At 63.7% G+C, this 13053-nt stretch carries 12 protein-coding genes; 6 read left to right on the top strand and 6 right to left on the bottom strand.

The genetic code is table 11. The annotated features are described in order from the left end of the window. Positions 1-37: 37 nt before the first annotated feature. On the bottom strand, positions 38-1210 hold the full coding sequence (locus tag CWS35_RS24935; RefSeq protein WP_157817223.1) for an aminoglycoside phosphotransferase family protein: 1173 nt from the start codon (positions 1208-1210) through the stop codon (positions 38-40). 260 nt (positions 1211-1470) lie between these two features. Here CWS35_RS24935 and CWS35_RS24940 point away from each other — a divergent pair, with 260 nt between their 5' ends. Beyond that, the gene (locus CWS35_RS24940; protein WP_024584133.1) at positions 1471-2658 is read left to right on the top strand and encodes an ABC transporter substrate-binding protein; all 1188 of its coding nucleotides are present in this window, start codon (positions 1471-1473) and stop codon (positions 2656-2658) included. 261 nt (positions 2659-2919) lie between these two features. Here the strand turns inward: CWS35_RS24940 and CWS35_RS24945 are convergent, their stop codons facing one another. Then, positions 2920-4110 carry a CaiB/BaiF CoA-transferase family protein gene (locus tag CWS35_RS24945; protein WP_210202725.1) on the bottom strand — a complete coding sequence of 397 codons (1191 nt, stop codon included), beginning with the start codon at positions 4108-4110 and terminating at the stop codon, positions 2920-2922. 25 nt (positions 4111-4135) lie between these two features. Next, a complete protein-coding gene (locus CWS35_RS24950) occupies positions 4136-5434 on the bottom strand; it encodes an enoyl-CoA hydratase-related protein (protein ID WP_100954352.1) in 1299 nt (432 codons plus the stop codon). Positions 5435-5558: 124 nt separating this feature from the next. Between CWS35_RS24950 and CWS35_RS24955 the strand changes: the two genes are divergently transcribed. From CWS35_RS24955 to CWS35_RS24975, 5 genes are all read left to right on the top strand, one after another. Continuing rightward, entirely contained in the window at positions 5559-6740 is a 1182-nt protein-coding gene (locus tag CWS35_RS24955; RefSeq protein ID WP_024584136.1) for an acyl-CoA dehydrogenase family protein, read from the top strand. A gap of 64 nt (positions 6741-6804) precedes the next feature. After that, complete coding sequence (locus CWS35_RS24960; protein WP_100954354.1) at positions 6805-7563, top strand: SDR family oxidoreductase; 759 nt, start codon at positions 6805-6807, stop codon at positions 7561-7563. An 18-nt stretch (positions 7564-7581) separates the two neighbouring features. Next, the gene (locus CWS35_RS24965; protein ID WP_100954356.1) at positions 7582-8376 is read left to right on the top strand and encodes an enoyl-CoA hydratase-related protein; all 795 of its coding nucleotides are present in this window, start codon (positions 7582-7584) and stop codon (positions 8374-8376) included. A 22-nt stretch (positions 8377-8398) separates the two neighbouring features. Continuing rightward, positions 8399-9328 (top strand): 3-keto-5-aminohexanoate cleavage protein, encoded by a 930-nt coding sequence (locus CWS35_RS24970; protein ID WP_100954359.1) that lies wholly within the window; start codon positions 8399-8401, stop codon positions 9326-9328. A 23-nt stretch (positions 9329-9351) separates the two neighbouring features. Continuing rightward, positions 9352-10497, top strand: coding sequence for an acyl-CoA dehydrogenase family protein (locus CWS35_RS24975; RefSeq protein ID WP_100954361.1), 1146 nt, complete (start codon positions 9352-9354; stop codon positions 10495-10497). Positions 10498-10530: 33 nt separating this feature from the next. Here CWS35_RS24975 and CWS35_RS24980 read toward each other — a convergent pair whose 3' ends face one another. Genes CWS35_RS24980 through CWS35_RS24990 form a run of 3 tightly spaced genes read right to left on the bottom strand, consistent with a single transcriptional unit; the run spans position 10531 to position 13038 of the window. Then, positions 10531-11715: an acyl-CoA dehydrogenase family protein gene (locus tag CWS35_RS24980; RefSeq protein ID WP_024584141.1), complete on the bottom strand. Its 1185-nt coding sequence runs from the start codon at positions 11713-11715 to the stop codon at positions 10531-10533. Continuing rightward, complete coding sequence (locus tag CWS35_RS24985; protein ID WP_100954363.1) at positions 11708-12589, bottom strand: CoA ester lyase; 882 nt, start codon at positions 12587-12589, stop codon at positions 11708-11710. Before CWS35_RS24985 ends, CWS35_RS24980 begins: the two co-directional genes overlap by 8 nt. Continuing rightward, entirely contained in the window at positions 12586-13038 is a 453-nt protein-coding gene (locus tag CWS35_RS24990) for a MaoC family dehydratase (protein ID WP_024584143.1), read from the bottom strand. Before CWS35_RS24990 ends, CWS35_RS24985 begins: the two co-directional genes overlap by 4 nt. Positions 13039-13053 lie beyond the last annotated feature (15 nt).

Here is a 13053-nt window from a genome sequence, read left to right on the forward strand (position 1 = left end):
AGCGGCTGATCCCTTGATTTTCGGTCAGCGCGACCGATCAGCTGCGCAGTGAGTCCAGATCGGCCATCGCCGTCGAAATTCGTCCGATCATCGCCAATGTCGTCTGCTCCGACTGCATCGCCGGCAACAGGGGCGAATGGCACAGGGTGATCGTCCACATCAGGAGCGCATGCACCATCTGCTGCCGGTAGTGCAGGAAACTCTGGTCGAAATCCGGCCTGGTCCCCGTCAATCCGGCGAACCGGTCGAGATAGCGGCGGAGTAGATCCTTCTCCCAGTTGCGGCGGTCGTCTGGCGTCAGCGCCGCTGTCACCGCATAGGAAAAATCCCGCGTCCAGTGACCACGGGCGAGGCATTGCCAATCGCACAGCCCCATCTTGCCTGCCCCGGTGCGATACCAGTTACCGATATGCACATCGGAATGGATCAGCCCCTGCGGCTCGCTGTCATGAACTGCAAGCGCCCGGATCGCCGCAGGCCAGACCGCATCGCGCTGCGCCAGCACGCTCGCGGGAATCACATGCGCGGCGGCATCGAAGGCCTTCCGCGTATAATGTTCCAGGCTCATCTTCTCCGCGCCGATGGTGAACCAACGCGGATAGCCGGCCACCCATCGATAGCGCGCCGCGAGTTCGTCATTGCCGTAGAAGCGGGCGTGCAGCGCAGCGAGAACGTCGACCATGTCCTCCGCCATCTCGCGATCGACGTAGGTCTTGTAGTTGCAGAAGGTCGCTGATTTGGTCGCCACCATGTCTTCGAGCAGGAGCATCGAGGCATAGGTCTGGCGATCGAAAGCAGCGTGATAGCCGATCGGCGCCTCGATCTCGAGCTGCGGCCGCAGTTGCGTGTAGAAGCGGCCTTCGACGCGCGCGGTGCCGTTGAAGCCGCCAATCATCCGGGTCACGATGCTGGGCAGCGACTTGGTGAACATCGACCTTGGCAGGCCCGCACGCTGGCCGGCGTCATTGTAGCTCACGATCAACTGATGACGCTCGTGCGTCCCCGCACTCGATGCCTTCACCACGACGTCGGTGACAACGGCTCCCGGAGTCTGCTGGCAAAGGACCGCAGTCAGCCATTCCGGCGTAATGGCCTCGGGCGAGCACGGGACATCCTCCGCCCGACGGGCCTTCGGCCGGACCAGACGCTCGAAGGCGACCCGTCCGCCGATCCTGAGCGCAGCCAGCGCCGTTGCACCCGAGGCAGCCATGATCCCCTCCCTGCGCCGCTGTCGACCGCGGCATTCCATAATTCGTACACTTACGTACCATCTCTAGCACAATCGCGACCGCATTCAAGGCATGGCTGTGCCGCATCGCGCGACGATAGTGACCATATCGCTCGGCGACGTCGGCTTCCGGGACAAAGTCGGACGCGACGCGCCGTCGCATATTTTAGTTTTCTACCATATGGTATATGTGCGTACATATTGAAGCCGGAAAACACGGCTCGAATGGCAGGGAAGAAACCATGAGAATTGCGATTCTGCTCGGGGTGTCCGCGCTCGTTTTCGCCAGCGCGGCCGGTGCTGCCGACAAACAGTATGGCCCGGGCGTCTCCGATACCGAAATCAAGATCGGCCAGACCGTGCCCTATAGCGGGCCCGCATCGGCCTTCTCGAGCTATGGCCGCGTCATGACCGGCTACTTCCAGATGTTGAACGAGCGCGGCGGCATCAACGGCAGGAAGGTGAACCTGATCTCGCTGGACAACGCATTCAGTCCGCCGAAGGCCATCGAGCAAACCCGCAAGCTGGTCGATGATGACGGCGTGCTTGCCGAAGTCGGCACGGTTGGCACCGTCCCCAACGTTGCCGTTCAGAAGTACCTGAACCAGAACAAGGTCCCGCAAGTCTTCATCTCCGCCGGTGGCCGCCGTTTCAACGATCCGCAGAATTTCCCCTGGACCGTACCGTTCTATCCGCCATTCGAGATGGAAGGCGCGACCTTCGGCAAGTTCATCGCCAGGAAGATGCCGAACGCGAAGGTCGCGGTGCTCTATCAGAACGACGACTACGGCAAGGATTACCTCACCGGCTTCAAGGCGGGTCTGGGCGCCGATGGCACGGCGAAGATCGTGGCGGAAGCGCCCTACGAACTGAGCTATCCGACCGTCGATTCCGAGATCCTCAAGCTCAAGGCATCGGGCGCCGATACGATCATTTACTTTGCGACTCCGAAGTTTGCCGCGCAGGCGATCAAGAAATTGAACGAGCTGAACTGGAAGCCGGCGCAATTCCTGGCCAGCCCCGTCAACTCGATCCAGGGCGTGTTGATGCCGGCCGGGCTCGACAACGTTCAGGGCGCCTACACGACCCAGTTCACCAAGCAGGCCGGCGATCCGGCCTGGGCAGACGACCAGGAGGTGAAGGACTATGTCGCCTTCATGAAGAAATGGGCGCCGAATGACAGTCCGAACGATTTCATCGCGCTGTCCGGCTACATCAATGCGCAGGCGATCGCGAAGGGCCTGCAACGATGCGGCGACAATCTGACACGCGAAAGCCTGCTGGCCCAGGCGACGAGCTTCAACAAGGAGCGGGTCGGCATGCTGCTGCCGGGCATCGAGCTCTCCAATTCGAAGGAGAACTATGCCCCCTATCGCAGCTTGCGGATGGCCATCTTCGAGAAAACGTCATGGAAGCTTCTCGAAGAGTAGCCCTGAGCCCAGTGTCTGCCGGAGCTTCCCGGCAGCCCCCAGGGCAATCGCATATGTGCTCGATCTCGCCATAAATTTCGTCATGCCCGGCCTTGTGCCGGGCATCCACGTCATGGCTTCCGCGTGACAAAGACGTGGATGGCCGGGACAAGCCCGGCCATGACGAATGTGGTAACAACTGCGCAAAGCCGTTCACTGTCATATGCGATTGCCCTACGGCAGACCTCACCCGCCCGACAGGGCCGGCAAGGGTCGCGTTGGTCAGCTGACGACTTCGTCGCGGCGTAGTTCCGCGATGCTCGCGTCCGAAAGGCCCATCTCTTTCAGGACATCGTCGGTATGCTGTCCGAGCATCGGCGGCGGCAGGCCCGGCGCACGCGCTTCGCCGACGAATGTGACGGGATGACCGACGCAGTTCAGGCGACCCGCGGCCGGATGATCATATTGCATGATCAACTCATCTGCCTTGGTATGCGGATGGTCCAGCAACTGGGCGAGCGTGTTGATCGGCGAGCAGGGAATGCCGACCTCGTTCAGCGCATCGTTCCAATCCGCAACCGTTCGCGTCCCGATGATGGCCTGCACATGATGCAGCGTTTCGGCGCGGTGCTTGACCCGCTCCGCATTGGTCCGGAACTTCGGATCGTCCACGATCGCGCCGAGGCTCGCGATCGCGCAGAACTTGCGCCAGAGATTGTCGTTGGCCACGCCGATCATGATCGGCCCGTCCGCGGCCTCGAACGCCTGGTAGGGACACAGCGACTCGTGGCTCGAACCGCATTTGGCGGGCTGCGTGCCGCGCTGCCAATATGTCTGCAAATTGTAGCCGAGCAGTCCGAGCGCGGTATCGAACAGCGAGACCTGGATCGCCCCGCCCTTGCCCGATTTCTGCCGCGCAAGCAGGCTGGCCAGGATGCCGCTGAAGGCATGCACGCCGGTCATCTGGTCGATCGGCGAGATCGGGCTGCGGATATAGCCGCCGCCCTCATCGCCGGTCATCGACATGATGCCTCCGAAGGCTTGCAGGATCACATCGTAGCCAGGCGAATTCTTGAGTGGACCGGTCCGGCCGAAGCCGGAGATGCTGCAATGGACCAGTCGGTCGTTGAGTGCGCAAAGCGTCGCCGCGTCGATGCCGAGCCGCTCGGCCACACCGGTGCCAAAGCTCTCGATGGCGACATCGGCGGACTTCGCCAGGGTATGCACCAGCTTGCGTCCCTTGTCCGACTTCATGTTGATCGCAATGCTGCGCTTGTTGCGGTTGGCGCTCAGGAACACGGTGCCCAGCCCGGGCGCCGGAAACGGCGGCCATCCTCGCGTCTCATCACCCTGCCCCACCGCCTCGACCTTGATGACCTCGGCGCCGAGGTCGCCGAGATATTGCGCGCAGAGCGGCCCGGCCAGCACCTTCGAGAGATCCAGCACCTTGATGCCATCGAGCGGTCTTGACACGATCATCTCTCCTTCTGAATCCGGTTCAATGCAGCCCGACGGCAAACAAGCCGCCGAGATAGGCCGGAAAACCTTGCTGCGTGACCAGGACGTAGTCGGCGGCGCGACGTTCCGGTTCATCGAGTTCAGAGCGCCAGCGCGCGGCAGCGGAGTCGGCGGCCACGAGGCGTGCGCGCAGCAGCTCCTTGCCCCAGCTCTTCGGCTCATCGTCGTGCCAATAGGCGCCGCCCGCGATCCGGCCGTCGAAGCTGGCTTTGCGCTGCCCGTCGGCACGGAAGCCGGCCCGGGCGAACGCCTCCGCAAGCTCTTGTCCAGGCTCCGACTGCGCCGCCAGCGCGTCGGAGACCGCCGTTACGGCTTGCGTGAGTTTTGGATCGAGCCCCTTCTTCTTCAGCCGCTCATAGTCGAGCCTGCCGAGAAACAACGTCCTGATCATGTTGCGCGGCTCGCGGCGCTGGATCAGTCTCGCGAAGATCTGCATCTCGGTCCTGATCGCCGTGTCGAAGTCCTGCGGCAATCCCTGCGCGACGCAATCGAGGATCGCGACCGGGGCCGGATAGTGCCCGAGGGTGTCGGCCAGCATTTTGGTCCGCGACCCGTCGATCTCGCCTGCGACGCGCTGCGCGGTGGCCGATCGCCAATCGGGACGATCCCAGGGCTGCGTGGCAGCCGGACGCGACAGGACCCATCGTTCTGCCGCCGCGATTTCCTCGCCCGGTGCCGCCAACTCATGCGCAAGGCCCGCGGCGATCGCCGCCTGTCCGTTGATCCTGGCGCCATCGAGCAGCACCGGAAGCGCGGCCGCTATTCCGATCAGGCGCGGCAGCCGCTGGGTTCCGCCGCCGCCCGGCAGCAATCCGACCAGCGATTCCGGCAGGCCGAAGGTCGCCTGCGGGTGGTCGGCGAGGACCCGGTGATGGGCCGCGAGCGTGAACTCACAACCACCGCCCAATGCGAGGCCGGCAACCGCCACCGCAATCGGTTTGCCGGCGGTCTCCAGCCGGCGCAAACCATGGCTCAACCGAAAGAAATGGTCGAAGGCCAGGCGATCGCGTTCGCCCGGCGGTGCGGCCATGATCATGTCGTAGGCGGTCTCGAGCTCGGCCAGATCGGCGCCGGCGCAGAACGCGGAAGACTTGCCGGAGCTGATCACGACGCCCGCGACGTCGCTCTGCCTGAGCCAGTCCGCAAACACGCCGAGTTCCTCGATCGCCGCGTTCGAGAACACGTTCATCGAGCGGCCGGGCATGTCAAAGATCAGGTGCAGGACGCCGTTTCCTGCCAGCTCCATGCGAAACTGCTTCAGCTCCGGTCCGATCGGCATCCCTGGCCCCCCGATTAAAGTTCATTGGTGTACGATCAGGCTTGCGCTGATCCCGCCTTCGGTTGTATACCCAAACCGAATACTGTACACTAGCAAACTAAATCAGACGGGACGCAGTTTGACAATGATCGAGCGGACGATCTTTCGCGAAGAGCACGAAATATTCCGGCAAACGGTCCGTCGCTTCGTCGACCGCGAGATCGTGCCGTTCCACGCCCAATGGGAAGAGGACGGTATCGTGCCGCGGGAGCTTTGGCTGAAGGCGGGCGCTGCCGGCCTGCTCTGCTGCACGGTCCCCGAAGAATACGGCGGCATGGGCCTCGACTACCTCTTCGACGTCGTCGTGTTCGAGGAACTCTGGCGCGCCGGCGCGAGCGGCCCAGGCTTTCTGATCCACACCGATCTCGTCGCCACGTATCTGCTGTCGTTCGGCAGCGAGGCGCAGAAGCGCAAATGGCTGCCGAAGATGGTGTCGGGTGAAGCCATCGGCTCGCTCGGCATGACGGAACCGCATGCCGGCAGCGATCTCAAGGCGATCCGGACCCGCGCAACGCGCGACGGCGACGATTTCGTCATCAACGGCCAGAAGGTCTTCATCTCCAACGGCCAGCTCTGCGACTTCGTCGTGCTGGCGACCAAGACCGACAGCCAGGCTGGCGCCAAGGGCGTCACGCTGTTCATCGTCGAGAGCAACCGCGAGGGCTTCAAGCGCGGCCGCAATCTCGAAAAGCTCGGCATGCGGGCGCAGGACACCTCCGAGCTGTTCTTCGACCATGTCCGCATTCCAGCCAGCAACATGCTCGGCGCGGAAGGCCGCGGCTTTGCCCAGATGATGACCAAGCTGGCCCAGGAACGACTGGCGCAGGCGATCCGCTCGGCGACGGTGACCGAAACCGTGATCGAGTGGACCCTGCAATACACCGCCGAGCGCAGCGCTTTCGGCCAGAAGCTCGCCGACTTCCAGAACACCCAGTTCAAACTTGCCGAACTGAAGACCAAGGCGGCCGTGGCGCGGGTGTTCACCGACAAGTGCATCGCGCTGTTCATGGAGGGCAAGCTCGATCCGGTGGACGCCGCGATGGCCAAGATGTTCACCTCGGAGCTGCACTGCGAAACCGTCGACGAGTGCCTGCAACTGTTCGGCGGTTGGGGTTATATGTGGGAGTATCCGATCGCCCGCGCCTATGCCGACGCGCGGGTGGTGAAGATCGCCGGCGGCTCGATCGAGATCATGAAGACGATCATCGCCCGGCAGATGTATTCACAGCGCGGCTTCGACATTCAGAAGAACGGGTCGGCCTCATAGCGGCCTCCTGAACCACCGAAATCGCACGAAGCGACAGAACGACAAACGACAAGGGAGATCAGCGTTGAAGGGCCTATCGGGAAAGGTTGCCGTCGTGACCGGCGGCGGACAGGGCATCGGACGGGGATTGACGCTGCGGCTGGCGGAAGAAGGCTGCAAGGTCGCGATCTTCGACATCAACCCGCAGGGTGGTGAAGAGACCGCGAAGCTCGCGCCGCAGGCCGTCATCAAGACCTATGCGGTCGATGTCGGCGATGCCGGATCGGTCGAGGCGGCCGTCGCCAAGGTCGAAGCCGAGCTTGGCCCGATCTGGCTGCTGGTCAACAACGCCGGCTGGGACCGTCCGATGCCGTTCCTGAAGACCGACCGGGAGCTCTGGGACAAGATCATCCGGATCAATCTCTACGGGCCGCTCAACACCCACAAGGCGATCGCGCCCCTGATGGCCGAACGCGGCGGCGGACGGATCGTCAACATCGCCTCCGATGCCGCGCGGGTCGGCACCAGCGACGAGGCCGTCTACTCCGCCTGCAAGGGCGGCCTGATCTCCTTCACCAAGTCGCTGGCGCGGGAGCTGGCGCGCAAGAACGTCCTTTGCAACGCCGTTTGTCCGGGCCCGACCAACACGCCAATGATGGCGGCGGTGCTCGGCGAAGGCGAGCATGCCGTGAAGTGGAAGGACGCGATGGTGCGGGGCATTCCGCTCAAGCGGATGGGCGAGCCGGACGATTACGGCGGGATCGTCGCCATGCTGGCATCCGACGACGGCAAATTCATCACCGGGCAAACCATTTCCGTCTCCGGCGGAATGAACATGATCTAATCAGCGGAAGGAAACGCCATGACCGATCCGAAACAATTCACCGACGTCGTCTATGACGTGCGCGATCGCGCCGCCTGGATCATCATCAACCGGCCGAAGGTCTACAACGCATTCCGCGCGCGCACGCTGGATGAGCTCATCCATGCGTTCCAGATCGCCGGCAATGATCGCGATATCGCAAGCATCGTGCTGACTGGCGCAGGTGAGAAGGCATTCTGCACCGGCGGCGACCAATCCGCGCATGAGGGCCAGTATGACGGCCGTGGCGTGGTTGGATTGCCGATCGATGAGATCCAGGGCCTGATCCGCGATGTGCCGAAACCGGTGATCGCCCGGGTCAACGGCTTTGCGATCGGCGGCGGCAACGTGCTCGCTACGCTGTGCGACCTGACCATCGCGGCCGAGCACGCCCAGTTCGGGCAGGTCGGCCCCAAGGTCGGCTCGGTTGACGCCGGCTGGGGCACGGCGTTCCTGGCGCGTCACGTCGGCGACAAGAAGGCGCGCGAGATCTGGTTCCTCAACGAACGCTACAGCGCCAAGCAGGCCTGCGAGATGGGCCTCGTCAACAAGGTCGTTCCGATGGCGGAGCTGGATGCTGCCGTGAAGGACTGGACCGACAAGCTCGCACAGCGCTCGCCCACCGCGATCGCGCTGGCCAAGCGCTCCTTCAACGCCGATTCCGACAACATCCGCGGCATCAGCAACTTCGCGCTCCATGCCGTGAAGCTGTTCTACGACACGGCGGAATCGAAGGAAGGCGTCAATGCCTTCAACGAGAAGCGCGACCCGGACTTCCACAAATTCGCGCGTTGACGGCAAGCCAAGAAATAGAGCAATGGCGTCACCCAAGGTCATCATCTCCTGCGCGGTCACCGGATCGATCCACACGCCCTCGATGTCACCGCATCTGCCGGTGACGCCGGCGGAGATCGCCGCGGCCGCGCTCGGGGCCGCCGAGGCCGGGGCTGCGATCGTGCATCTGCACGCACGCAACCCGGTCGACGGACGTCCCGATCAATCGCCTGAAGCGTTCGAGCCCTTCCTGCGCGTGATCAAGCAGAGCTCCAACGTCGTCGTCAATCTCACGACCGGCGGCTCGCCTTACATGACGGTCGAGGAACGCGTGCGTCCGGCAGCGACATGGAGGCCGGAGGTCGCGAGCCTCAATATGGGCTCGATGAACTTCGGCCTGTTTCCGATGCTGAAGCGCTACAAGGAGTTCAAGCATGACTGGGAGCCGCAGATGCTGGAGGGCTCCCACGACCTCGTGTTCCGCAATTCCTTCAAGGACATCCGCTACGCGCTGGAGACGCTCAACAGCTCCGGCGCGCGCTACGAGTTCGAGTGCTACGACACCAGCCATCTCTACAATCTGCACTACTTCTGGACCGAAGGCCTGGTGAAGGCGCCGCTGTTCATCCAGACCTGTTTCGGCCTGCTCGGCGGCATCGGTTCGCATCCGGACGATGTCATGCACATGAAGCGGACCGCCGATCGCCTGTTCGGCAACAATTATCGCTGGTCCGTGCTAGGCGCCGGCCGCGCCCAGATGCAGGTCGCGGCGATGGCGGCGGCGATGGGCGGTCATGTCCGGGTCGGCCTTGAAGACAGCCTGTGGCTCGGCGCCGGCCGGCTCGCCGAAACCAACGCCGCCCAGGTGACCCAGGTGCGCAAGATCATCGAGGGCCTCGGCCTCGAGATCGCGAGCCCCGACGAGGCGCGCGACATTCTCCAACTCAAGGGCGGCGACCAGGTCGCCTTCTAGTTCCAACAGACGGTTCGACGGACATGCTGCCAAATCGCCCGGTCTATGACGAAGAGCACGCGCTGCTGCGCGACAGTGTCCGCCGTTTTGCTGCGGCCAGGATCGAACCGCGATTCCAGGAATGGGAGAAGGCCGGCATCATCGACCGCGCGCTGTGGCCGGCAGCCGGCGAAGCCGGCCTGCTCTGCCCCCAGGTTCCCGAGCAGTATGGCGGCATCGGCGGTGACTTCCGCCACAACGCCGTCGTCATCGAGGAGCTCGCCTATTCCGGCTTCGCCGGTCCCGCGACCGACTTCTCGGTTCATAACGACGTCTGCTGCGGTTACCTGCTGAGCTACGGCACCGAGGAGCAGAAGGCGAAATGGCTGCCGCGCATGATCGCCGGCCAGACCGTCTGCGCCATCGCCATGACCGAGCCCGGCACCGGCAGCGATCTGCAAGGCGTTCGAACCCGTGCGGTCCGCGAGGGCGACGAGTACGTCATCTCAGGACAGAAGACCTTCATCTCCAACGGCCAGATGTGCGACCTCGTGATCGTGGTGACCCGCACCAATCCGGATGGCGGCTCGCGCGCCATGAGCCTGGTCCTGGTCGAGACCGATCGTCCGGGTTTCCGGCACGGTCGCAATCTCGACAAGCTCGGCCATCTCTCCTCCGACACGTCGGAGCTGTTCTTCGACCAGGTGCGCGTTCCCGTCAGCAACCTGCTCGGGTCCGAAGGCGGCGCGATGGCGGCCCTGATGAGCGAGCTGCCGCAGGAGCGGCTGACGATCGCGCTTCACTCGATCGCGTCGGCGCAGAAAGCGTTCGACATCACCAAGACCTACGTCCTGGAACGAAAGGCGTTCGGTCAGGCGGTCGGAACCTTCCAGAACACCCGCTTCAAGCTGGCCGATCTGAAATCGGACCTCCAGGTCGGCTGGGCCTATGTCGACCAGTGCCTGAGCCAGCATATCCGCGGCGAGCTCACTACCTACGCGGCTTCGACCGCGAAGCTCTGGACCACCGAGATGCATGGCCGCCTCGTCGACCAGTGCCTGCAATTCTTCGGCGGCTACGGCTTCATGCGCGAATACGAGATCTGCCGCCTGTTTGCCGATGCGCGCGTGCTGCGTATCTACGGCGGCACCTCGGAGATCATGCGCGAGCTGATCTCGCGCAACCTCTGACGCGGGCGGCTTCTGCGTCCGCGTCTCGGCACGTCAATAGCTCTTCGGCAGGTCGAGCACCTTCTCGGCAATGAAGCTCAGGATCAACTGCTCGGTGATCGGCGCCAGGCGGGTGATCGAGACCTCGCGGAACAGCCGCTCGACGTGATACTCCTTGGCATAGCCAAAGCCGCCATGGGTCATGATCGCCTGCCAAGCGGCGTCGTGGCCGGCACGCGCCCCGAGCAGTTTCGCGCTGTTGGCCTCGGCACCGCAGGCCTTGCCCGAATCGTAGAGCCAGGCCGCGCGCATCGCCATCAGCCAGGCTGACTCCAGATACATCCACTTTTCGGCGAGCGGATGCTGGATCGCCTGGTTCTGCCCGATCGGACGATCGAACACCACGCGCTCCCTGGCATAGCGAGTGGCGCGGCGCAGCGCATCCTGTCCGATCCCGATGGCCTCGACCGCGATCAGGATGCGCTCGGGATTGAGGCTGTGCAGGATGTAGGAGAAGCCCTTGCCCTCCTCGCCGATCCGGTCGGCTTCCGGAATGAACAGGCCGTCGATGAAGATGGCGTTGGAATCGACCGCCTTGCGCCCCATCTTCGGAATCCGGCGCACCTCGATCTTCGAACGGTCGAGATCGGTATAGAAGATGGTGATGCCGTCGGTCGGCCGCTTGCAGTCCTCGAACTTCGTGGTCCGCGTCAGCAGCATGATCTTGTTGGCGACCTGCGCCGTTGAGGTCCAGACCTTCTGGCCGTGGACGACATAGCCGCCCGGCACCTTCTCCGCAAAGGTCTTGATGCGTGTGGTGTTGAGCCCGGCATCCGGCTCGGTGAAGCCGAAGCAGCACTGGTCCTCGCCGGACACCAGCCGCGGCACCCAGCGCCGCTTCTGGTCGTCGGTGCCCTTCACCACGATCGGATGCGGACCGAAGAGATTGATATGCACGGCCGACGCCGACGTCATGCCGCCGCCATGGCTCGCCACCTCATGCATCATGATCGCGGCTTCGGTGACGCCGAGGCCCGCGCCGCCGTACTCTTCCGGCATCGTGATGCCGAGCCAGCCGGCATCCGCCATCGCGCGATGGAATTCGCGGGGAAACTCGCCGTCGTCATCGCGGGCCAGCCAATACTCGTCGTCGAAGCGCGACACGACCCCTCGAACACCTTCGCGAATTGCGGCGTGGTCCTCCGGTACATCAAGCTGATTGGCAAACGATCTATCCATTCGAATTGCCCTCTCCGACCGACGCCAAGGTGCGTTTCGCGGCAACCAGATGCGGAATGTCGTACATCTTGCCGTCGATCCCGACGGTGCCGACATCGGGCGCAGCCGCAAACGCCGCAACGACGCGCCGCGCATGCGCCAGGTCTTCATCAGACGGCGTGAAGCAGGTGTTGATGGTCGCGACCTGATCCGGATGGATCGCGATGCGGCCGACGAAGCCGTCGCGCCGGGCGATCTTGCAACTCTCGGCGAGCCCCTGCTGATCCCTGAAATCGACATAGAGGGTTTCGAGCGCGGCCGCGCCGGCGGCGCCGGCGGCAAACAGGCATTGCGCGCGCGCCACCTGATACGGGAAGGTCCAGCTTCCATCGGCTTCCCGCGGCGTCAGCGCACCGAGCGCCGCGCTCAGATCCTCGCCGCCCCAGGTCACGCCGACCAGCCGCTTGTTCTTGCGCGCATAGCCGCTGAAGCCGATCATCGCAGCCGGGGTTTCGGTGGCAACCGTCAGCAGCTTGACGTGACCGGCCGGAACGCCGGCCGCAACTTCGAGCACGTCGACATAGTGCGAGATCAGATCGACGTCCTCGATGCCGTTGACCTTGGGCAGCAGCAGGCCGTCAAGCCCGGGGCGGACGACGGCCGCCAGATCCTCGAGCGTCAGCCCGGTGCCGAACGGATTGATCCGCACCAGAAAGGACCAGTTTCTCGGGCCGCCGCCGAGCAAGGTCTTGACGGCGTCACGCGCAAGCGCCTTGCGGCCGGGCGCGACGGAATCCTCGAGATCCAGGATCAGGGCATCGGCGCCGATCCCGTCAGCCTTGGCGAATTTGCGTTCGCTGTCGGCCGGCACGAACAGAAGCGAGCGCAGCTTCATGCCGGCCTCCGCATCATCAACCCGTTGCGGCGGCAATACATCACCTCCTCGTCGCGCTGGTTGAAGCCGCGATGCTCGAAGGTCACGATGCCCTGGGTCGGCCGCGACTTGCTCTCGCGCACCGCGACGACCTTGGTCTCGGCACGCAGCGTGTCGCCGGCAAACACCGGCTTCGGAAACCTGGTATCCTCCATGCCGAGATTGCCAACCGTGGTTCCAAGCGTCGTATCCTGCACCGACAGTCCGATGATCAGGCCGAGGGTGAAGATCGAATTCATCAGCGGTTTGCCGAACTCGGTGCCCTTCGCATACTCATGGTCGATGTGCACTGCCGCGGGGTTGTAGGTCAGCGACGAGAACAGGATGTTGTCCATGTCGGTCACCGTGCGCCGGATTTCATGGACGAAGGTTTGCCCGACCGAAAATTGCTCGAAATAGAGCCCTGCCATGTCTTTTCCTCTTGC

The sequence above is a fragment of the Bradyrhizobium sp. SK17 genome (genome assembly GCF_002831585.1).
In the GTDB taxonomy this organism is placed as follows: domain Bacteria; phylum Pseudomonadota; class Alphaproteobacteria; order Rhizobiales; family Xanthobacteraceae; genus Bradyrhizobium.